This is a genomic window from uncultured Ruegeria sp. (genome assembly GCF_947497005.1).
Lineage (GTDB): Bacteria > Pseudomonadota > Alphaproteobacteria > Rhodobacterales > Rhodobacteraceae > Ruegeria.
Window position 1 is genome coordinate 1 of sequence record NZ_CANMFF010000016.1, and the last position, 22,132, is coordinate 22,132.

Annotated in this window: 22 protein-coding genes and 1 tRNA gene; 12 read left to right on the plus strand and 11 right to left on the minus strand. The window is 57.2% G+C overall.

Features of this window, described 5'->3' with window-relative positions:
- Nucleotides 1-362 precede the first annotated feature (362 nt).
- The 4 genes from Q0816_RS19355 to Q0816_RS19370 all read right to left on the minus strand — a co-directional run bounded on the left by Q0816_RS19355 (nt 363) and on the right by Q0816_RS19370 (nt 4,057).
- A tRNA-Arg gene (locus Q0816_RS19355) sits at nt 363-439 on the minus strand.
- A 64-nt stretch (nt 440-503) separates the two neighbouring features.
- Nucleotides 504-1,886 carry a HAMP domain-containing sensor histidine kinase gene (locus tag Q0816_RS19360; protein ID WP_298853740.1) on the minus strand — a complete coding sequence of 461 codons (1,383 nt, stop codon included), beginning with the start codon at nt 1,884-1,886 and terminating at the stop codon, nt 504-506.
- 17 nt (nt 1,887-1,903) lie between these two features.
- A complete protein-coding gene (locus Q0816_RS19365; protein WP_298853742.1) occupies nt 1,904-3,322 on the minus strand; it encodes an FAD-dependent oxidoreductase in 1,419 nt (472 codons plus the stop codon).
- A 3-nt stretch (nt 3,323-3,325) separates the two neighbouring features.
- Nucleotides 3,326-4,057: a TVP38/TMEM64 family protein gene (locus tag Q0816_RS19370; protein ID WP_298853745.1), complete on the minus strand. Its 732-nt coding sequence runs from the start codon at nt 4,055-4,057 to the stop codon at nt 3,326-3,328.
- Between the two features lie 297 nt (nt 4,058-4,354).
- On the opposite strand from Q0816_RS19370, the gene rpmH reads away from it, so the two are divergent.
- The 12 genes from rpmH to Q0816_RS19430 all read left to right on the plus strand — a co-directional run bounded on the left by rpmH (nt 4,355) and on the right by Q0816_RS19430 (nt 14,865).
- Complete coding sequence (gene rpmH / locus Q0816_RS19375) at nt 4,355-4,489, plus strand: 50S ribosomal protein L34 (protein ID WP_005980833.1); 135 nt, start codon at nt 4,355-4,357, stop codon at nt 4,487-4,489.
- Nucleotides 4,490-4,514: 25 nt separating this feature from the next.
- Entirely contained in the window at nt 4,515-4,940 is a 426-nt protein-coding gene (rnpA, locus tag Q0816_RS19380) for a ribonuclease P protein component (protein WP_298853748.1), read from the plus strand.
- Nucleotides 4,937-5,182: a membrane protein insertion efficiency factor YidD gene (yidD, locus tag Q0816_RS19385; protein WP_298853750.1), complete on the plus strand. Its 246-nt coding sequence runs from the start codon at nt 4,937-4,939 to the stop codon at nt 5,180-5,182. The genes rnpA and yidD overlap by 4 nt, the downstream gene beginning before the upstream one ends.
- 67 nt (nt 5,183-5,249) lie before the next feature.
- Nucleotides 5,250-6,866, plus strand: a complete 1,617-nt coding sequence (locus Q0816_RS19390) for an acyl-CoA dehydrogenase family protein (protein WP_298853752.1) — start codon at nt 5,250-5,252, stop codon at nt 6,864-6,866.
- 44 nt (nt 6,867-6,910) lie between these two features.
- Nucleotides 6,911-7,804: a tRNA 2-thiocytidine(32) synthetase TtcA gene (ttcA, locus tag Q0816_RS19395; RefSeq protein WP_298853754.1), complete on the plus strand. Its 894-nt coding sequence runs from the start codon at nt 6,911-6,913 to the stop codon at nt 7,802-7,804.
- Nucleotides 7,805-7,865: 61 nt separating this feature from the next.
- Entirely contained in the window at nt 7,866-9,398 is a 1,533-nt protein-coding gene (locus tag Q0816_RS19400) for a bifunctional diguanylate cyclase/phosphodiesterase (RefSeq protein WP_298853755.1), read from the plus strand.
- Nucleotides 9,399-9,524: 126 nt separating this feature from the next.
- Entirely contained in the window at nt 9,525-11,354 is a 1,830-nt protein-coding gene (gene yidC / locus Q0816_RS19405; protein WP_298853941.1) for a membrane protein insertase YidC, read from the plus strand.
- Complete coding sequence (locus Q0816_RS19410) at nt 11,351-12,088, plus strand: MOSC N-terminal beta barrel domain-containing protein (protein WP_298853756.1); 738 nt, start codon at nt 11,351-11,353, stop codon at nt 12,086-12,088. Before yidC ends, Q0816_RS19410 begins: the two co-directional genes overlap by 4 nt.
- Nucleotides 12,085-12,738, plus strand: a complete 654-nt coding sequence (gene yihA / locus Q0816_RS19415) for a ribosome biogenesis GTP-binding protein YihA/YsxC (protein ID WP_298853757.1) — start codon at nt 12,085-12,087, stop codon at nt 12,736-12,738. The genes Q0816_RS19410 and yihA overlap by 4 nt, the downstream gene beginning before the upstream one ends.
- Before the next feature lie 60 nt (nt 12,739-12,798).
- Nucleotides 12,799-13,662 carry an acetylglutamate kinase gene (argB, locus tag Q0816_RS19420; protein ID WP_298853758.1) on the plus strand — a complete coding sequence of 288 codons (864 nt, stop codon included), beginning with the start codon at nt 12,799-12,801 and terminating at the stop codon, nt 13,660-13,662.
- 22 nt (nt 13,663-13,684) lie between these two features.
- Complete coding sequence (locus Q0816_RS19425; RefSeq protein WP_298853759.1) at nt 13,685-14,371, plus strand: ferredoxin; 687 nt, start codon at nt 13,685-13,687, stop codon at nt 14,369-14,371.
- Complete coding sequence (locus tag Q0816_RS19430; protein WP_298853760.1) at nt 14,368-14,865, plus strand: histidine phosphatase family protein; 498 nt, start codon at nt 14,368-14,370, stop codon at nt 14,863-14,865. The genes Q0816_RS19425 and Q0816_RS19430 overlap by 4 nt, the downstream gene beginning before the upstream one ends.
- A gap of 49 nt (nt 14,866-14,914) precedes the next feature.
- Here the strand turns inward: Q0816_RS19430 and Q0816_RS19435 are convergent, their stop codons facing one another.
- From Q0816_RS19435 to Q0816_RS19465, 7 genes are all read right to left on the minus strand, one after another.
- Complete coding sequence (locus Q0816_RS19435; protein ID WP_085823258.1) at nt 14,915-15,706, minus strand: amino acid ABC transporter ATP-binding protein; 792 nt, start codon at nt 15,704-15,706, stop codon at nt 14,915-14,917.
- A 12-nt stretch (nt 15,707-15,718) separates the two neighbouring features.
- Nucleotides 15,719-17,023, minus strand: a complete 1,305-nt coding sequence (locus tag Q0816_RS19440; protein ID WP_298853765.1) for an amino acid ABC transporter permease — start codon at nt 17,021-17,023, stop codon at nt 15,719-15,721.
- A 1-nt stretch (nt 17,024) separates the two neighbouring features.
- Nucleotides 17,025-18,293 (minus strand): ABC transporter permease subunit, encoded by a 1,269-nt coding sequence (locus tag Q0816_RS19445; RefSeq protein ID WP_298853766.1) that lies wholly within the window; start codon nt 18,291-18,293, stop codon nt 17,025-17,027.
- A 129-nt stretch (nt 18,294-18,422) separates the two neighbouring features.
- Nucleotides 18,423-19,439, minus strand: coding sequence for an amino acid ABC transporter substrate-binding protein (locus tag Q0816_RS19450; RefSeq protein ID WP_298853768.1), 1,017 nt, complete (start codon nt 19,437-19,439; stop codon nt 18,423-18,425).
- A gap of 205 nt (nt 19,440-19,644) precedes the next feature.
- The gene (locus Q0816_RS19455; RefSeq protein ID WP_298853769.1) at nt 19,645-20,352 is read right to left on the minus strand and encodes an ATP12 family chaperone protein; all 708 of its coding nucleotides are present in this window, start codon (nt 20,350-20,352) and stop codon (nt 19,645-19,647) included.
- Between the two features lie 3 nt (nt 20,353-20,355).
- Entirely contained in the window at nt 20,356-21,027 is a 672-nt protein-coding gene (locus tag Q0816_RS19460; RefSeq protein WP_298853771.1) for an HAD-IA family hydrolase, read from the minus strand.
- Complete coding sequence (locus tag Q0816_RS19465) at nt 21,024-22,067, minus strand: RluA family pseudouridine synthase (RefSeq protein ID WP_298853772.1); 1,044 nt, start codon at nt 22,065-22,067, stop codon at nt 21,024-21,026. The genes Q0816_RS19460 and Q0816_RS19465 overlap by 4 nt, the downstream gene beginning before the upstream one ends.
- Nucleotides 22,068-22,132 lie beyond the last annotated feature (65 nt).

Consider the following 22,132-nt stretch of genomic DNA (forward strand, 5'->3'; position numbering starts at 1 on the left):
CTTTCGCATTCGTTTGCTCCTTCGAAAAGTTGAGCAAACTCTACATCAGAGCGAGGGAAGTTTCGGGGGGCAGGTCATCCTCAAAATCTCTAAACTAGTCACAAGACAATAGTTTCCACCCCTGTTAGGAGTTAACTTAGAACTTGTATGGAAGTCTGTCGCCCAGCAAAAAAACAGTAAACGGGTAGAATATTTGGCTGAACCCGATCAGGTAACTCATAGTCAGTTTGAACTGACGAGTTAGTTCCCGGTATCAATCCGTCGCTGTCTACAGGCCATTCGAAACTAGCCACCTCTTTGGCGGGTATGTTGGCGGGTAGCTGGTAAAAACCGCCATTTTTTCCAATGAATTCAAAGGAAAGTGGCGGACCGAGGAGGATTCGAACCCCCGACCCCTTGATTCGTAGTCAAGTACTCTATCCAGCTGAGCTATCGGTCCGCGTTGGTGAGGCGGTGTTTAGACCTGCCGCTCGAGACGCGCAAGTCGATTCTTCAAAAAAAAATTAAAAAGTCATATCCCCACGGGGCAGGCTTATTTCAAATATGGTTCCCTCGGGTCCGGTCTCTTTCAATGCCAGATCACCACCGTGCCCACGCACCAGTTCCTGAGAGATTGCCAAGCCCAAACCAGAGCCACCCTTTCGAACCCCGCCTTGAAACGGAGTAAACAGGTTTTCGCGCGCTTTTGGCGGAAGGCCTGGCCCCGTGTCGCGAATTTCAATGCACCAGGTGTCATCATATTCACATCCGGCAATGGTGACTCGCCCAGGTTTTCCCGAAGCCACCAGAGCCTGTCTCGCGTTTCGCACGAGGTTCATGATGACACGGTACAATTGCTCGGGATCCGCGCGGGCGACAAGGTCCTCGGACACTTCGTTCACGATCTCAACGCAGGCATCGGCGACAGCAAGCTGTTCACTGGCCGCAATATCCGCTGCGATCGATCGCAACGGAACCATTGTCAGGGTGGGTGCGGGCTCTTCAGCGCGACCGAAAGCCAACGTGCTTTCACACAAAGACACCGCGCGCGTGATGGAGTTCACCAGTTTCGGTGCCATTCGCCGCACCAGCGGGTCATCACTGGATTCGATCCTGTCCGTGAACAATTGCGCCGATGTCAGAATGTTGCGTAAATCATGACTGACCTTGGCAACTGCACCCCCCAACTGCGCAAGCCTCTCGCGTTGTTTGAGCGCCTGAGTCAGATCGGTCTGAAGCATTTTCAGCGCCTCTTCGGCTTCACGCAGTTCCGTCACCTTGGAATTCGGTGAGATAACGCCACGCGCGTCTTCCGGCGCGCTGGCATAGCGCTGCATATACCCGACAACGCTTTTGATAGGCCGCACAAGAACAACTCGTACAGCAAGAAACAGAAAGAACGCAGTGATGATGGATATCACAAAGGACAGACCCAGAATGCGCAGACCGTAGTCAACCATCGCCATGCGCAACGGTGTGCTGTCTGCGGTGACTTCGATCAGCAGCCCTGCGCCCTTGACCGGCTCCCCGATGACCCGGATGACTTCATTCTCGGGTGTAAAAATCCGGCTGATCGCATCCCGGATCAGAATCCATGGGCTCGCATCCCGTAAATCGAACGTTTTGGCAATCTGGTTCGGAATCGGTGACGACAACATCAGTTGCCGGACTTCATCACGTCGCAATACCACGTTGTAGACGCCTGCATTTGCCAGCAGTTCCGCCTCGAGATCTTCGGCCAGCATATCGTCTGCCAGCAAAGCCAGAGACGCGATCTGGGCGCGCTCCAGCCGGTTCAGCAGAAAATCCTCTCGGAACCGGGCAATCGAAGGGACAAAGATCAGGATTTCGGCCAACATGACGAAGACCGTCGTCAGGATCAGAAATCGGCCCGACAGCGAATTCAAATTGCGCCCTCCTCAAGTCAGGGAATCCAGCGCTGGACGAACCTGACCACCCGTTTAACTGTCTGATTCTCAAACAGCCTTGGCGAGAAATAAGCACCCGCCACGCGTTTGTTAAGCTCTCCGATCGTCGGATAGGGCGAAACCATAGCTGCAATCTGCCCCATCTTCAGGTTATTGGCCAAAGCCAACGACCACAAGTTGATCAACTCACCCGCCTGATGCCCAACGATTGTGGCGCCGACGGGTCGGCCATTCACCACCATGACTTTGATAAAGCCATTGGTTTTGCGCTCAGCAATCGCCCGGTCATTGTGGTGATAGTCAAAGCGCGCGATTTCGAGCTTTTCGCCATGTGCTTCGCGTGCCTGTGCTTCGGTCAGTCCGACCTGTGCCAGTTCAGGGTCGGTATAAGTTGCCCATGGAATATGCGTCGTTTTCGCCTTGGACGGCAGACCGAACAGGGCTGATCGAATGATGATGCCCGCATGATATCCTGCTACATGGGTGAATTGCAGTCCGCCCGCCACGTCGCCAATCGCATAGACCCGACGGTTCGTCGTGCGCAGGGCGTCATCCGTCTTGAGTCCGGTTCTCGTGCGATCAATTCCAGCCGCTTCTAGATTCAGACGTTCAATATTGGCTTTGCGTCCGGCAGCGATCAAAAGGTGAGAGCCACGATGAATATCGCCGTTTTCGGTCACGACCTCCACGGCGCCTTCTTTCCCACGAATCTGCGCAACCATGGCGTTTTCGTGAATGGCCACACCTTCGTTGCGCAAGGCATCCAGCACCACAGACGCCGCCTCGGGGTCGTCTTTACCCAAAGCCTGGAAACCTTCGACAACCGTTACCTTGCTGCCAAGGCGCAGATGGGCCTGTGCCATCTCCATGCCGATCGGGCCACCGCCAATTATCAGCAGGTGATCTGGCCGCTCTCGCAAATCAAAGATGGTCTCGTTCGTATAGTGCGGCACCGCGTCCAACCCCGGAATGGGTGGCACCAACGGTGAAGAACCGGTCGCAATAACGATGCGACGCGCGGTGATGACATGATCCCCAGCCTGCACCTGTTCAGAGGATATGAAGGTGCCGTATTCGCGGATAACCTTCACGCCAAAGCCTTCGAACCGTTCCTGACTGTCCATTGGTTCGATCTGGGCGATCACGTCATGCACATGATCCTTTGCGGCGGCATAATCGACCTGAGGGCTCGTATCCGCGACGCCAAACGCGGCGGAATGCGCCTGCCCAAAGGCGGCCTTGCCACTTGCGATCAGCGCTTTTGACGGGACGCAGCCGAAATTCAGGCAATCGCCCCCCATCTTATGCCCTTCCAGCAGAACGACATCTGCGCCCATCTGACTGGCCCCGGCGGCAACGGACAACCCGCCGGACCCGGCACCAATGACCAGGAGGTCCGTTTTCAGTTCCTTCATGGTTCAGCCGTCCTTTTTCGCGCGCAGCGCTTTGACAACGATGGGCAACGCGGCCAATACACACAACCCGATGATCGGCCCGATCACAAACGGCTCCCACAGCAACGAGACATCAGGGGTTTCTCCACGGTCGAACACCCCGCCCAACCCGACCCCGATCCATGTGTACACAATTCCTCCGGGGATGATGCCCAGCGCGGTGGTCAAAAGGAAATTGCGGAACTTCACACCGACCAGAGCCGGCACAAGATTGGCAACAAAGAAAGGTACGACCGGCACCAGACGCAACAGGAACAGTACCGAGATTTCATTTTCCCGCAGCCCGTCTTTGAGCTTTTTGATCGTCCCTTTGGAAGATTCCAGCCGCGACGTCAGTGCTTCGCCCAATCCCCAGCGTGCCGCCAGGAAAATTGCCGACGCGCCAATAGTGGCGGAGACAACATTGAATACCGTTCCAGCAAACAGACCGAAAAGAAAGCCGCCCGTCATCGATGCCACCGCAGCACCCGGCAGTGAAAAGGCCACTATGACAATGTAGATGGCAACAAAAGCGGCCACCATGACCCAGTAGTGATCGTCTCGCCATGCCAAAAGCGACTCGCGATTGTCCCGCAAGGTCTCGAAGGTCAGGTAATCCCCAAGCGTAAAGAAACCGACAACGGCAATCCCAAGGATTACAAGCAAAGGAACATGGCGCGCAAACCCGTTGCGCGATGCCTGTGTTGTTTCGGACATCGAATTTTCCGGCTGTTTTTGTTTCATCTTGAGCCCAACATGCGCCGCCCGCCCTCCTAACGACAACAGGGTTCACGGGGCCTTGATCCAAGTAGCCGCGAATGTGAGGGTTTCAGTCGATAAACGAGTGTTTTGAAATGTTTTCGTCGGCCAGTGTACAGAATTGTTGCAAAAGCCGCGAAAACCCGGCTGTTGGGGTTTGACTTACCCCCCGCTTAGCAGTAGAGGACGGGCTTCGAACACTAGGGCCAGGCGAATCCGCGCCGCACCCCACCGCTATTGATTGGAGACGGAGCGATGAAACGCACCTATCAGCCTTCGAACCTGGTTCGCAAACGCCGCCACGGTTTCCGCGCGCGCATGGCCACCAAGGCCGGCCGCAAGATCCTGAACGCGCGCCGTGCACGCGGCCGCAAATCGCTGAGCGCGTAAACCGCTTACCGATCAGGTTATGAACATGACGCCGCCGGAGGCCCCTGTGGATGGTAAGAACCACCCCGGGAACACGCCCCCGGCGGCGTCCGTTTGTGCGCCTGAACCTTTGATCGTCCTGAAGAAACGTTCCGACTTTCTGAAAGCTGCTCGCGCACGCAGGCAGGGTACGTCTTCGATGATGGTGCAGGCCCGCAAACGGGAAGCGGACGAAGCCTGTGGCATTCGCGTCGGCTTCACCTGTTCGAAGAAAGTTGGCAATGCGGTGGCCCGCAATCGCGCCAAACGCCGCCTGCGCGAAGCCGCGCGGGCCGTTTTGCTGGAATCTGGCCGCGATGGATGGGATTACGTGCTGATTGGACGTGCGGATGTCACGGCCAATCGCCCCTATGACGCATTGTTGGACGACTTGCGCTATGCGCTCCGCAAGGTGCACGCAGCAGGAAAATGACCTTTCTGTCACATATCGTCGCCCTGCCCGTTCGGGCGTATCGGCTGATCTTCAGCCCATGGGTCGGCTTTAATTGCCGCTACCAGCCCACATGCTCAGCCTATGCGCTGGAGGCGCTGGAGAAACACGGTGCAGTCAAAGGATCATATCTGGCCGCTCACCGAATTTGCCGTTGCCACCCCTGGGGCGGCGATGGGTATGATCCAGTACCCAACGGCGAGCATCACGATCCCTCGGCCTGACCCCTCGTCAGACTTGACCGGTACGCGCAGCGCCTGAACAGTTGGACCAGTTCAATCCGAGGTCCAGATGACATCCCAAGCGCGCACCACCCTGCCGACGCACGACGTTTTGAACCAACCGCCCGTGCGCGGTGATATTGACCTTTGGTCGTCTGACCCGGTGCTGCAAAACGTTGTGAGCGCAACGGGTGGGCGCGTTGCGGAACTGGCAGCGTATGGCAAAACGCTCGGAACAGAAGAAACGCGGGTGGTGGGGCGCGAAGCGAACCGGCACCCACCCGAACTGCGTCTGTTCGATCAGGGCGGGAGGCGTCTGGACGAGGTACGGTTCCACCCTGCCTATCATCAGATGATGCAGATCAGTCAATCCGCCGGCTATGCCGCCCTGGCCTGGGACGGGCAGCCCGGAGGGCATGCGACCCACGCGGCGATGGTCTATTTGGCCGGGCAGGTCGAACCCGGTCATTGCTGCCCGATGACCATGACCTACGCGGCAATACCGGCACTCGCCGCCACTGAACACATTGCATCACTCTGGCAGCAAAAACTTGAGGCCCGCCACTACGACCCTTCTGTCAAACCGATCGGGCAGAAGACCAGCGCAACGCTGGGCATGGCCATGACCGAGAAACAGGGCGGCTCAGATATCCGCGCCAACACAACCGTCGCGACCCGCGATGGAGATCTCTGGCGCTTGCGCGGGCACAAATGGTTTTGCTCGGCACCGATGTCCGATGGGTTCCTTACATTGGCGCAAGCACCCGACGGGTTGACCTGTTTTCTGGTGCCCCGCTGGCTGGAAGGTAAGCGCAATGCAATCCACCTGATGCGCCTGAAAGACAAGCTGGGCAACAAATCTAACGCGTCCGCTGAAATCGAGTATCACGACGCGTTGGCCTTCCGGTTGGGAGACGAGGGCGCGGGTGTGCGCACTATTCTGGAAATGGTGCACCACACGAGGCTCGACACGGCCATGGCCCCCGCTGGCCTGATGCGCGCAGCACTCAGCGAGGCGCATCACTGGGTGACGCATCGCAGCGCCTTTCAGCGCCGTTTGATCGACCAGCCCCTGATGCGCGCCGTGCTGGCTGATCTTGTATTGGATTGGGAAGGCGCATTGACCTTGGGAATGCGCGTCGCAAAAGCCTTTGACGGTCATGCACCCGAGGACAAAGCCTTTGCCCGGGTCAGCGTCGCGTTGGCCAAGTTCGTGAACAACAAGCGCTGTCCGGTCGTCGTGGTCGAAGCGATGGAGGTGCTGGGCGGCATGGGTTACGTCGAAGATACCCCCCTGCCTCTGATCTATCGCGAAGCGCCTTTGAACAGCATTTGGGAAGGGTCAGGCAACGTGATCTGTCTGGACGTCCTGCGCACTCTGGCGCGCGATCCGCTAGCTGCAGAGGTACTGCAGGCAGAACTGGATTCTGCGACAGGCGTAGACAGGGGATATGACGCAGCTCTGGCCGAGCATCGCGACCGCTGGCCAAGTCTACCGCCCGAGGCTGAAGCGCGGTGGTATGTTGAACGCATGGCGCTCCTGCTGACGGCCTCGCAATTGCTGCGTCGAGCGCCGGGCGCCGTGGCGGACGGTTTCATTGCCACGCGCCTTTCTGCGGAAAGCGGCCGCATTCCAGGTTCGGTCGCCGGGTTGGACACCGATGCTTTGCTTGCCCGCCTTGGCTGACCCGACCACTTGCCCGGTTGCACCATCTGCTGTAGGGGCAGCGCATGTTTGACGATGCAGACGATATCCACCCGCTCTTTGCCGGCGCGCCCTCGACCACCGAGTTCAAGAAATTGCGCAAGCGCATTGTTCGCCAGACCCGTGAAGCGATCGAGCAATACGGGATGGTGGATCCGTCCGCCCATGACAAGGATGGCAAACAGCCGCGCTGGCTGGTCTGCCTTTCGGGCGGCAAAGACAGTTATACATTGCTGGCCATTCTCTACGAGCTCAAATGGCGCGGATTGCTGCCGGTAGACCTGCTGGCATGCAATCTGGATCAGGGTCAGCCCGGTTTTCCGGCTACTGTTCTACCCGAGTTTCTGGACCGGACGGGTGTACCGCACCGGATCGAGTATCAGGACACTTATTCCGTTGTGATGGATAAGGTTCCACAAGGTCGGACCTATTGCGCCCTGTGTTCGCGACTGCGCCGCGGCAACCTGTATCGCATTGCTCGGGAAGAGGGATGTTCTGCCGTCGTGCTGGGCCATCACCGTGACGATATTCTCGAGACTTTTTTCATGAACCTTTTTCATGGCGGCCGTCTGGCCACCATGCCACCGAAACTGGTGAACGAAGAAGGCGATCTGTTTGTCTTCCGTCCGCTTGCACATGTTGCCGAAGCCGATTGCGAAAGGTTCGCCAAAGCTATGCAATATCCGATCATCCCGTGTGATCTGTGCGGCAGTCAGGACGGGCTGCAGCGGCAGCAGGTCAAACAGATTCTCGATCAATGGGAAAAGAACAGTCCGGGTCGGCGTCAGGTTATGTTCCGCGCGTTAACCAATGCGCGCCCTTCTCACCTTCTTGATCCGAAACTCTTTGATTTCGTTAATCTTTCATTGAATTTGGACAAAAAACCAGAGAATTCGAAAGAAATTCCGCTGCTGCGTTAACGACTGACTCAGACTGGTTTCCTAGGCTTGGCAGGCAATTCATGCCCAAGGTCAGGACCCGATGCGGAACCATCCCATTGTCGATCGTTTTTTCCAATCCCTGATGACCGTTCTGCACGGTCCCGCCGTGCTGGCATTTCTACCGGCGCTAAGCCTAGGCGCGTTTTGGATCGGTGGTGAACGCGCCTTGATCGCAATCGCATTGGGTTTACCCTTGATGCTTGCAGGCATCGGTGTTTATTCATCTGCCCCGACAAGCCAGAAAAGGCGACTAAGCGGGTTGCTGTCAAAAGACCGGTTCGAAACTGTTCTGTGGCAGGTTTTTGCGGATACTCGCCGTCAAGATGAAACTTCGGCCTGTTTCGCAGTGGTCCTGGACGACTATACCCAACTGCTTGATCTGCATGGCCAAGCGGCCGCGAACCATGTGGCTCAACAATTCTGTTCTCGTATGTTGGCGATGATTCGCGTCAATGATTGCGCAACTTGTATTGATGGAAGCAAGATGATGGTTGTTCTGCGCCCCGCGCAGCAGCTTGATCTGGAAGCCTGCATACAGATGTCCGGTCGAATGCAATCCGCCGTTGAAGATCCTATCGTGCTGAACGGAACCGGCGTCTATATGTCCTGCTCCATAGGTTTCTGCCTGAGCAGCAATGTCCGTGAGGGGTCAGCGATGGATTGGTGTCAGGCCGCGAACAGCGCCCTGCTGGAAGCGCAACAAAACGGGCCATCGACGATACGTTCCTTTTCGTCCGAAACACGCCGCCGGGCTCAGGTCAGAACAAATCTGCGCAAAGAGTTCGACACAGCATTGGAGAGCGGGGAAATCCGCCCTTGGTTTCAGCCACAGATCTCGACAGATACCGGACACGTCTCTGGTTTTGAGGCTCTGGCCCGTTGGGAGCATCCGGAAAAAGGAGTGCTGGGACCGACTGTGTTCCTACCCTTCGCCGAACAGGCCGAACTGATGGGGCAATTGGGACAAGCCATGCGGCACCACGCCTTTGCCGCAATGCACGACTGGGATCAGGCCGGTCTGCCAGTGCCGCGCATCGGAATCAATTTTTCCTCGGACGAGCTGCGCGACCCTCGCCTGATCGACCGCTTGAAATGGGAACTGGATCAATTCGATCTGACACCTGACAGACTGGCAGTCGAGGTGTTGGAAACCGTCTTTTCCAGAGGACCAGATGACGTGATCACTCGCAATGTCACAGGGTTGGCCGCGATGGGATGCTGTATTGATCTGGATGATTTCGGCACCGGCCATGCCTCGATCGCGTCGATCAAAAGATTCAATGTGTCCCGGATCAAGATCGACCGGTCCTTTGTGACCAAGGCGGATCAGGACACAAGCCAGCAGCAACTGGCTAGCGCTATTTTGACCATGGCGGAACAGCTGCATCTGGAAACTTTGGCCGAAGGCATCGAAACGCCGGGCGAGCACGCATTGATGGCACAGCTGGGATGCGACCACGTCCAGGGTTTTGGTATCGGCAAGCCGATGCCCTTCGAAAAAACCGCGGGATGGATCACGTCTTATCGCAAGAAGATCGACAGAATGCCCAAAATCGGACGGCAAACGGGCTAAAGTACCGAGTTTAGCACCACGGAAGATCGAACCGTGATGAAATTTCGAGCGATTCCGCTTGACCTTTGGGCCTGCACTCTGTTGAACCCTGCGGGTGTCTTTCACTGCTCAAGGTGGCTGTCCCAGATGGACGATCAGAACAAGAATCTCATCCTCGCAACCGCGCTCAGCTTTCTGGTGATCCTGGTCTGGTTCGTGCTGTTCCCTCCACCGGAACCGACACCGACCGCAGAACAGGCTGAAACTGTCGGTGTCGAAGGCGAAGACGTTCAGACGCCAAGCGCCACTGACGCAGGCGTTGTCGGTGAAGCAACCGCAACCACCTCTGAAGCAGAACCCGAGGCCACGGCACCCCGGGTCAACATCGATACACCCCGTCTGACCGGCAGCCTGTCGCTTGCCGGGGGCCGAATTGATGAGTTGTCGCTCAAGGACTACAAGGTTTCGCTGGCCGAGGATTCTCCGATCGTCGAGCTTTTGTCGCCGGTTGGAAGTGAATCCGCTTATTATGCCCTCTATGGCTGGGCTCCCGGCGCAGGTTTGACAGCCGCGGATGTCCCCGGCCCAAATACCCTCTGGGCGCTTGAGCAGGGCGAGACTCTGGGCGTTGACACACCGGTGACGCTGGCCTGGGACAATGGCAATGGTCTGACTTTCCGCCGCACCATCGCCGTGGACGAGAACTATATGTTCTCGGTCACTCAATCGGTCGAGAACGCCACTGAAGCCGAAGTCGGCATGGCCCCATACGGCATCCTAGCACGCCATGGCATCGGTGAAGACGGTGATTTGCCTGGCTTGAAGAATTTTTTCATTCTTCATGAGGGCGTTATGGTCATGGCTGATGGCGTTCTGGATGAAATCGATTATGGCGATGTGCGCGACTTTGACATCGACCCCAATGAACGCGCGCAGGCCGAGGTCTTTCAGGTCAAGGAAGGCGGCTGGGTCGGGTTCACCGACCACTACTGGATGACCACCCTGATCCCGGCTGAGGGCGCAACATTCAAGGCAGCCGCCAAGTACGATGCGCGCCGCAAGATTTACCAGACAGAAACAGTTCTGCCGACACTGACAGTTGCATCCGGCGCCACCGAAGAGGTCACGACCCAACTGTTCGCTGGTGCCAAGGAATGGGAAACCATCCGCGAATATCAGGCCGAAGGTGTTCAGAAGTTCATCGACAGCATTGATTGGGGCTGGTTCTACTTCCTGACCAAGCCGATCTTCTGGCTGCTGCACAACATCAACGCCCTGATCGGTAACATGGGCTGGTCGATCATCGGCCTGACGCTGATCATCAAGGCGATCCTGTTCCCGCTGGCATTCAAATCCTACGTCTCGATGGCGAAGATGAAGGAACTGCAGCCGCAGATGGAAGCCCTGAAAGAAGCCGCAGGCGACGACCGCCAGAAGATGCAGCAGGGCATGATGGAGCTGTACAAGAAAGAAAAGGTGAACCCCGCTGCGGGCTGCCTGCCAATCCTAATGCAAATCCCGATCTTCTTCTCGCTGTACAAGGTGATCTTCGTCACTATCGAACTGCGTCAAGCCCCTTGGTTTGGTCCGTTCCGGGACCTGAGCGCGCCGGACCCGACCTCGATCATGAACTTCTTTGGCTGGCTGCCATGGGCCGGGCCGCAGCCCGACAGCTTGATGGCCCTGATCTTCATCGGCATTCTGCCGCTGCTGCTGGGTATCTCGATGTGGTTACAGCAGAAACTGAATCCGGCACCAACAGACGCAACGCAGGCCATGATCTTTGCCTGGATGCCGTGGGTCTTCATGTTCATGTTGGGGGGGTTCGCCAGTGGTCTGGTCGTGTACTGGATTGCAAACAACACGATCACCTTTACGCAGCAATATCTGATCATGCGCAGCCAGGGCTACAAGCCTGACGTGTTCGGAAACATTAGGTCCGGCTTCAAACGGGCGCAAAAAACGGACAACAAATGAGCGGAATGGTCTCAGGCCTTTGGCGCCACCCGATCAAAAGCCATGGGCGTGAATCCCTGAGCCAAGTCACAGTTATCCCCGGGCAGACAATGCCCGGGGATCGCGTTTGGGCGGTTGCTCATGAGGTCGCGAAAACCGATGGCTCGGAATGGGCATCTTGTTCGAATTTCAGCCGTACAGCCAAAGCACCCAAGCTGGCGGCGATCTCGGCGGAAATGTTGGGGGAACGGGTGACCCTGTCCCACCCAGAGCGACCTGATTTGAATTTTGCGCCCGATACCGAGCAAGAGATTTTTCTGAATTGGGTAAAACCGTTAATGCCTGCGGACCGCGCGGCATCGGCCCGGATTGTCCGGGTACCGGGACGTGGCATGACCGACAGCGATTTCCCGTCGGTCAGCCTGTGCAACATGGCTTCGCACCGTGCGATCGAACAGAAACTGGGCCAGACCCTGTCCACTGTGCGGTGGCGTGGCAACGTCTGGTTCGAAGGTCTGCCTTTGTGGGATGAGTTTGACTGGCTGGGTCGGGACGTTCGCATAGGTGAGGCCGTGTTTCGTGTACGCGAGCGCATCACCCGCTGTATGGCCACCACAGCCAACCCCCAAACCGGCGAGCGGGACGTGGATACGCTGCGCGCTCTCAACAGCTGGGATCATCAGGATTTCGGCGTCTACGCCGAGGTCATTCAGGGCGGTGAAATCCGCATAAACGATGAGGTGCAGGTGCTATGACCACACTTCCTTTCCCACTGGTTGAGGATCCGGATGAGTTCGCAAAGGAACGCGGACGCAAGCTGTTTGCGGGCCCTTCCGAGTTCGTCAAAGGCGTCGTCGCCATGAACGGTTTGCCCGCCCCTGACAGGCTGGAAGTCTGTTTTGCAGGGCGCTCAAATGTCGGCAAGTCCAGCCTGATCAACGCCTTGACCGGTACCAAAGGCCTGGCACGCGCGTCCAACACCCCCGGTCGCACACAAGAGATCAACTTTTTCACCCAAGGCCCAGATCTCTATCTTGTGGATCTGCCGGGCTATGGCTATGCCAACGCCCCGGTGAAAGTGGTCGAGAAGTGGCAGAAGCTGCTGAAACAATACCTCAGCGGTCGCCAGACATTGCGCCGTGCCTTCGTCCTGATCGATGCACGCCACGGCGTAAAACCGGTTGACGCTGAAATCATGAAACTGCTGGACACCAGCGCCGTGACTTTTCAGTGCGTTCTGACCAAGGCAGACAAGGTCAAAACTGGGGATCGTGAAAAGGTTCTGGAACAAACCCGAGCAGCACTGTCCAAGCATCCCGCAGCTTTCCCGGAAATTGTACTGACCTCATCCGAGAAAGGTGACGGCATCGCAACCTTGCGGTCTATCATTGCGCATCTGGAATAGCTTCGCCCTTGGCACCGCCGTGCAAAGGTCCTAACACGGTTTTCCAGAGGACCTTAAGCCATGAAGACACGAGATATGAACCGGGACTGGATCGCAACCGCAGCCACACTCAACAGCGCCCTGCCTTATCTGCAGCGCTATGACGGAGCCATAGTCGTCATCAAGCTTGGCGGACACGCCATGGGCAGCGACGAGGCGATGGAAAGCTTTGCCCGCGACGTGGTTCTGATGCGCCAAGTGGGGGTGAATCCGGTAGTCGTGCATGGCGGCGGTCCGATGATAAACGCGATGCTCGGCAAGCTGGATATCCAGTCGGAATTCGTGAATGGCAAGCGCGTGACCGACAAAGCCACGGTTGAAGTGGTCGAGATGGTTCTGTCCGGCCTTGTGAACAAACGCATCGTTCAGGCGATCAACGATCAGGGTGGCTCGGCCGTGGGCCTGTCGGGCAAAGATGCAAGCCTGATGGTCTGCGAACAGACGGATGCGTCGCTGGGCTTTGTTGGCACCCCTGCCGAGATGAATCCGAAAATCCTGCATGATCTGTTCTCGCATGACGTGATTCCGGTGATCGCCCCGCTGGGTGCAGGCCGCGAGGGTGAGACATTCAACGTAAACGGCGACACGGCAGCCGGGGCGATCGCCTCAGCGCTTAAGGCAGACCGTCTGTTGCTGCTGACCGATGTCTCGGGCGTGAAGAATGCAGCGGGTGAAGTTGTGACCGAACTGAAGGCAGGTCAGATCAGGGAAATGACCCGCGAAGGCACCATTGCAGGCGGCATGATCCCCAAGACTGAAACTGCACTGGATGCCTTGCACAGCGGCGTTCGGGCGGTTGTCATACTCGACGGGCGTGCACCAAACGCGGTGCTGCTGGAGCTGTTCACGGAACACGGGGCCGGGTCACTGATACGACCAGACTGAACCCTGAGCGCGAGGAAGAGACATGACAAATCTTGCACAACCTTCCTCTGATCCCGTTGTTGCCACCTATGAACAGGTTGAGCGCGCAGCACGGCGCGCGGGGTTGATCGTCATGGGTGCGCTGCATCCCCATCATGCCGCTGCCAATCAACTCGACACCGGCACGCTGATCCTGTTGGGGGCCGGTGCTGATTTCTGGCCTGTTCTGAAAGCCTCAACAGAGTGGTACGGGCCCGACCCGGTAGACCGATGGTCGACAAGAGTGGTGAGCCAGATGGCACAGGCGTTTGGTGCTCAGGCGTATTTCCCGTTTGGAGGTCCTCCCTACACTCCATTCATAGACTGGGCCCTCAAGTCGGGGCGTACGTTCAGCAGCCCGGTCGGGGCGCTCGTGCATGACACCGTTGGCATGATGATTTCGTATCGCGGCGCACTGCACTTTGCCGAAGAGTTTGCCATCCCCGAGGCGTCCTGTGTTTCGCCTTGTGAAACCTGTGCCGCACCCTGCACTACGGCCTGCCCGGTCGGAGCGCTGAATTCGCACGACTTCTATAACATCGCCACCTGCCACGATTATCTTAGTACCACTGACGGTCAGACCTGCATGACTGGCGGTTGCCTTGTCCGCCTCGCCTGCCCGCTCAGCATGGGCGCAGGGCGCGACCCCGAACAGTCAGCCCATCATATGAGAGCTTTTCATCCGTTATGACCCGCACCCTGATCCTGACACGTCATGCAAAATCCAGCTGGGACAATCCGGAGCTTGGCGATCATGAACGCCCGCTGAACAAGCGCGGGCGCAAGTCAGCCCCAGCGGTTGCTGCGTGGTTGCGTGACCATGGCTGGCTGCCGGATGAAGTGCTTAGTTCGACTTCAACCCGCACCCGCGAGACATGGGATCGGATGGGCTTGCAAGCCGATAAGGTCTGTTTTCACGGCACGCTCTATCACGCGGGCTCGGAAAGCATGTTACAAGAGCTGTCCGGTGCCACGGAACCGACCGTATTGATGTTGGGCCACAATCCCGGAATCGCCGATTTCGCCAACCGCCTTGTGCGGCAACCCCCGGATCACATGCGTTTTTTCGACTACCCGTCCTGTGCAACCACGGTCATGACTTTCGACATTAACAGCTGGTCCGAAATCCAATGGCATACAGGCACAGTACTGGGGTTCACCATCCCGCGTGAGTTGATCGAATAGAAAAAGGCGAGGCAATGCCCCGCCTTCGTTCTTAAGATCCTGATTAGGATCAGTGACCCAGAATCTGGCTGAGGAACAGTTTGGTCCGCTCGCTCTGCGGGTTGTTGAAGAACTCTTCCGGTTCGTTCTGTTCAACAATCTGACCCGCATCCATGAAGATCACACGGTTGGCCACCTGCCGTGCAAAGCCCATCTCGTGGGTCACACACAGCATGGTCATGCCTTCCTCGGCCAGTTCGATCATGGTGTCGAGCACCTCTTTGATCATCTCGGGGTCTAGTGCGGATGTCGGTTCATCGAACAACATAATCCGCGGCATCATGCAGAGTGAGCGGGCAATCGCCACACGCTGCTGCTGACCACCTGACAGCTGGCCGGGATACTTGTCGGCTTGCTCGGGTATCTTAACCTTTTCCAGGAAATGCATCGCACGCTCTTCGGCCTCTTTTTTGGGCGTCTTGCGCACCCAAATCGGGGCCAGCGTGCAGTTTTCCAGAATGGTCAGGTGCGGGAACAGGTTGAAGTGCTGGAACACCATGCCAACCTCGGACCGGATCTTGTCGATGTTCTTGAGGTCATTCGACAGTTCGGTTCCGTCCACCATGATCGTGCCCTGCTGGTGTTCCTCCAGCGCGTTCAGGCAACGGATCAGGGTGGATTTACCAGACCCCGACGGACCTGCGATCACGATCCGCTCGCCTTGATTGACGGTCAGATTGATATCGCGCAGCACGTGGAACGACCCGTACCACTTGTTCATGTTGTTGATTTCGATGGCGACCTCGTCGCTCACCTGCATCTTTGAGCGGTCGATTTCGCGTTCAATTGCAAGTTCAGACATGTGTTGAACTCCTTAACGGTGGCCAGTCTGAAGCTTGCGCTCCAGATACATGGAATAACGGGACATGGAGAAGCAGACGACGAAGAACAGCGCGCCAATGAAGGCGAATAGTTCCCAGTAGATGCCATTCCACGCGGTATCGGCGCGGATCGCGTTAGCTAGGCCAAGCACGTCGAACAGCCCGATGATCGACACCAGAACCGTATCCTTGAAGATCCCGATGAATGTGCTCACGATGCCCGGAATTGAAATTTTCAGGGCTTGCGGCATGATGATCAACCGCTGTGCTTGCCAGTAGTTCAGGCCCAAACTGTCGGCGCCTTCGTACTGACCCCGTGGCAAGGCAGCCAGACCACCCCGGATCACTTCGGCCATATAGGCGGCCGAGAACAGGGTCATCATGATCATCACCCGCAGGATGATGTCAAAGTTGGTGCCCGGTGGCAGGAACAGGTTCAGCAGCAGCGACGCCACAAACAACAGGGTGATCAGCGGCACGCCACGGATGAACTCGATAAAGCCCACGCACATGTATTTGACGATCAGCAAGTCGGACTGGCGACCCAGCGCCAAAACGACCCCGATTGGCAGGGATACACCAATGGCGACAACACCCAGCAAGATCGCCAGCATGAATCCACCGAACTGACGGCTTTGAACGGCCTCAATGCCGATGGGCAGGATCGAATCCAATGCGCCAACGAAGTAGCTGGAAAGCAGCAGCCACCAGATCAGTGCGGCGACGGCGCTGCCGATCATCCCGATCAACTCGCTAAGTTGCTTGCTCAGAGCAGAGTATACGCCCCACCCGATGACAAAACCCAGCGCGGCTGAGATCGGGCCCCAGATAGTGCCACCCCACATCAGGAACGGCATCAGGAACGGGTAGATCGCGGTGAAAATCAGCAACTTGCTCGGCACCCGGTCCGAATACAGCACCGGTGCCAGGGCAACCAGCAACAGAACAAGCGCCAGAATCGGGCGCCAATACAGATGGCTTGGGTAGAATCCGAACAACAACTGCAGCCAGCGGTCGTTGATGACGGCCCAGCAAGCATGACCATGGGTAGAGCCCCAGGTTGCCATCATGATCTCACGACACTCTGTCAGTGAATTGGCGTTCCAAACGGATTGGAACGTCCATGGCAAAACGCCCGACAACACATACCAAATCGCATAGAGCGAAACCAGCGTCAGGATCGAGTTAAACCATCCAGAAAACAGGTTATGCTTGGCCCAGCCGATTAGCCCGACTTCGGATGCAGGCGGAGCTTGCTCCGGCAACATTTCCGTGCGGACAAATGAAACATCACTCATATTACCGCTCCACCAGTTTGACACTATTGTTGTACCAGTTCATCACCGCCGAAATGCTCAGCGAGATGCACAGATAGACCAGCATCAGCAGCAGAACGCATTCTAGCTCACGCCCGGTCTGGTTCATGGTGATGCCACCCAGCGTACCCGTGATATCCATATACCCAACCGCAATCGCCAGAGACGAGTTCTTGGTCAGGTTCAGATAGTTCGAGATCATCGGTGGGATGATCACCCGCAATGCCTGCGGCAGGATCACCAGACGCATGGTGCGGCCCGGACGTAGTCCCAGCGCTGATGCGGCTTCTGTCTGACCTTTGGAAATAGCCAGAATACCAGCGCGTACAATTTCTGCGATGAACGCAGCAGTATAGAGTGACAAGGCCAACCACAGCGCAATCAGAGAGTTGCGCATATGCGTGCCACCCTTAAAGTTAAAGCCCTTCAGTTCGGGGTAGCCAAGGTGGAAACCCAGCGCCGCCATCAGAATGATCAACGGAACGAACAAAATGCCCAACTGGATATGCCAGGTTTTGGGACGGTCGCCGGTCGACTCTTGCTTGGCCGCGGCCCAGGCAGACACTTTGCGCATGGAAAAGATGCTGCCGCCGAGAACGATCAAAAACGCGATCAGGTCCAGAGAAATGTCAAACCGCAGGCTTGATGCGCCGAACAGATGGACATCACCAAGACTGCGGGAAAACAGGAATTCCGGGATGTAGACACCGCGATTGGTGACTGCCACGGAATTGAACAAATCCATCGAAGCCGTGGGATTTTCACCCCTGAATGCATTGGGTGCCGGTAAACCTTCGATCAGGATGGCCATTGCCAAGACGATCCAAAGCAAAACGGGAACGTTGCGGAACATCTCGACGTAAACCGTCATGATCCTTGCGATCAGCCAGTTGTTTGACAGACGCAGGACACCGACCATAACACCGACAATCGTGGCCGTGATACAACCCAGAACGGCAACGACCAGTGTGTTTAAAAGCCCGATAAAGGCCGCGCGCAAATGGCTGTCGCGCGAGTCGTATTCCAGTAAGCGCTGGTTGATGTCATAGCTTGCCGATTCACCGAAAAAGCCGAACTCAACCGGTTTTCCAAGCGCTTCGAGGTTTTGAATGGTGTTCGAAATGATCCAGGCTGCCAGAAGCATGAAACCGATCAATGCGATGACCTGAATGGTCGCAGATCGGTACCGCGTATCGTAAAGGAGCATGGACAGCCGGAACTGCTCCTTCGGCGGGTCAGTGAGAGTCGTCATGACCTATGTATATCCCCGTGCATCCCGTTTTTTTTGCCGACAGAGTTGGTCTCCGCTCAGATCTAACGGGCGTGTTTCTTTCTTGATGGAAAAAGGGCGCAGGTTACCCTGCGCCCAATTCCTTATGTTTTAGCGGAACGGCGGCGAGTACAGCAGGCCACCTTCAGTCCACTGTGCGTTCAGGCCACGTGCCAGACCGATCGGAGTTTCTTCGCCGATGTTCTTGGCAAACACTTCGCCATAGTTGCCGCCGGCCTTGATGGCTTTCGCAGCCCAGTCAGCGTCCAGGCCCAGCATCTCGCCCAGGGTGCCTTCGGTACCCAGCAGACGGTTGATTTCCGGGTTTTCGGTGCCAGCGCTCAGCTCATCGATATTGGCCGAGGTAACACCCAGTTCTTCCGCCGAGACCAGCGCGTTCAAAGTCCAGCGAACAACGTCACCCCATTCGTGGTCGCCGTGACGGACCAGCGGGCCCAGCGGCTCTTTCGAGATGATTTCGGGCAGCAGAACGTGCTCGTCCGGTGCTTCAAACGTGGCGCGGGTTGCAGCCAGGCCGGATGCGTCGGTGGTATAAACGTCGCATGCGCCAGCCAGATACTGCTGCTGCGCTTCGGCGTTAGTTTCGATCGGAACCGGCTCGTAGCTGATGTTGTTCGAGCGGAAGAAGTCCGCTAGGTTCAGCTCGGTCGTGGTACCCGTCTGGATGCAGACAGTTGCGCCATCTAGTTCCTTGGCCGAGCTTACGCCCAGCGCCTTGGGAACCATGAAGCCCTGACCGTCATAATAGTTCACGCCGGTGAATTCGAACTTCAGGTCGACGTCGCGGCTGAAGGTCCAGGTGGTGTTACGCGCCAGCATGTCGATCTCGCCCGAGGCCAGAGCGGTAAAGCGTGTCTTACCGGTGGTCGGAACGAACTCGACGGCGTTGGCGTCGCCCAGAACGGCAGCAGCAACAGCTCGGCACAGCGATACGTCAAAGCCCTGCCATTCGCCATTAGCATCGGGTGCAGCAAAGCCAACCAGACCGGTGGTCACGCCACAGTTCAGCTTGCCGCGCGCTTTAACGTCGTCAACGGTGCCTGCTACGGCTGCGCCGGCAGCAAGACCGGCAATCGTCGCCGCGCCCAAGATTACGGATTTTTTCATTTTTACCTCTTCCTGATTTTTCGCCCCTTCCGAGGCGGCTCTGCCCGGCAAGTGGATGCCGGATAGGTTACCCCAAAGGTGTCTCCCCTTTAGTGGCACTGAGTTTGGGCGTATTCATAAACAAACGTCAAGGGCCGGATCATCGAAAACGATGGATCAGGCCGCAAGCTGTTTGCAGATTTGCTCAAAAAACAGAAATTAAGGATCAAACCGACATATCAAAGAAGCGCTTAGCATGCAGAAATGCAGCCTTCTTGGTTTCGGCGACGGCATGGGCTTCGTCGTCATGCCCCCATTGTTCGATCTGCCAGGTTTCGTCCAATCTTGAAATGCGCCATATCTCGTCCGGTTTGCGCCAATTCATGGCTGCCGCAAAGCCGAGAATCAATGACCCCGACATGCTAACCAGATCGTGAAAAGCCGCTAGCTGGAACGCATCCAGCCCGTGAACCTTCGAACGCAATGTTGACACGGCAGAGTCAGATTGAGGCTGGTGCCGTACACCAGAAATTGGCACTAAACGAGCTGACAGAACAGTCTCCGCCCAATCCAGGGCAGGGTCCCATTCAGCGTTCTGACGATCCCGCAATTCCTGGGGATGGGTTGCCCGGTAACACAGCAGATCAGAATCGCCATAATCAGCAAGCATATCGGCAACTTCACGGTGCTGGAGGCGAACTTTATCAATTGCCGCATTTGCCGACCGGGTGAACGGCATCGTCGCGGGATCGACCTCTTTTTCCTGCGTGTCCCATTCTGCTGCGACCGCTTCGGCCAAGGTACGGGTTGGCAGGATCAAACCTTCTTTGGCCGGCGTTTTGACCCGACGGCCATCCAATTCAATCGTAAACCCGCCGTCAGCCTCAACAACGTTGCTGTCTTTCCAGAAGCGTTTCGGTTTCCAGTCACTCATGTTCTAGTCCCACATCCCAGCCAACGCATTGGGCAACTGGTCAAAGGTTTCAATAATGCAAGAGGCCGAGGTCAATTCCGACCGGTCATGATAGCCCCAGGTGACGCCGATACCGCGCACCCCGGCGGTCGAGGCCATGTCCATGTCATAGCTTGTGTCGCCGATCATCACCGCGCAGACGGGATCAACACCGGTTTCCGCCAATGCAGTCTGCACCATGGACGGATGCGGCTTTGACGGATGGTGATCCGCAACCTGCCGGGTTACGAAATACGCGTCCAGCCGATGTGCTTCGATCAACGCGTCCAACCCGCGCTGTGACTTGCCGGTGGCTACTCCCAAAAGCAATTCGGGCACGGCATGCAATGCTTCAATCGCCTCGCGCGCACCAGGGTAGAGCGGAGAACAGGCCGCCCCCAAATCAAGACGATGCGCGTGATAGGCCTCTTTGTACCCTTCAACGAGATCGTTCTGGACCGAAAGCGGCTGATCCGGCACCAATCGGGCAATGGCATGCGGTAACGACAGCCCGACAATGGACAGGATCGCCTCACGCGTGGGCACGGGAACCGAAATGGCCTGAAAGCTGGTGGTCATGGCGTGAACGATACTGCCCTGACTGTCGACCAATGTGCCGTCGACATCGAACAGAACCAACCGCAAGGGTGCGCTCATTGCAGCTCCTCGAACGGGTCGTCTGCGGCCAGATCCTCGGTCCAGCCGAACGTGTCCCAACTGTGTTTCATATGATCGGGCAAAGGCGCGGTCACCGTCACAGGTTTCCGCGTCACCGGGTGCAGGAATGACAGCCGCCGCGCGTGCAGATGCAATTTCTTGCTAATGATCCCACCCAGTTGTGCACCCCAGCCATCGCCAAGATTTTCCTGACCCGAACCGCCGTATTTTCCATCACCGATGATCGGATGCCCGATGGCGGCCATATGCGCGCGCAATTGGTGGGTGCGCCCGGTAATCGGCTCCATCGCGACCCATGCGGCGCGGCCAGCTACACGGTAAAGGGTCGCATACAGCGTATGGGCCCGTTTCGCGCCGGGTGTGCTGTCCATCTCGTTCAGATGCACAGGGATCATCTTTTCCCCTTCACCCTGTTTGCCGTGGCCCGCCGCCTTGACCAGACCGGTTTTGATCTCACCCAGGTACGGCGTTGGAACACCAGCCACCAGCGCCCAATAGATTTTGCGAGTATCTCGATGACGGAACGCCGCCGTCAGCCCTTTGGCGGCTTCACGTGTGCGGGCTAGCAACAGAACACCGGACGTGTCCTTGTCCAAACGGTGGACCAGGCGCGGGTTCTCATCATAGCCGAACCGCAGCGCCTCGGACAGGCTGTCGACATGCCGGGTCTGCCCGCTGCCACCCTGTACGGGTAAGCCATTCGGTTTGTTCAGCGCCAGAATATGATCGTCGCGATAGATCACGCAGGATTGGATCATTTTGGCATCCGCATCCGAGATACGATGCTTGACCTCAGCCGGTTTGTGATCGGCATCCGGCAGGGGCGGCACGCGGACCACCTGCCCCACCTCTAACCGGGTCGAGGCCTTGGCGCGGCTACCGTCAACACGCAGCTCTCCCTTGCGGCACATCTTTTCAATGCGACCCTGGCCGACATGCGGAAACAGGCGGCGCAGCCAGCGGTCTACGCGCTGGTCCCCGTCACCTTCAGCGACTGAAATCATCTGTACGCCACTCATGCCATTACCCCTTGTTCCGCGCGGGTGATCCGCCCGGATTGCGTGTTAGTCCGTGTCCCAGAAAT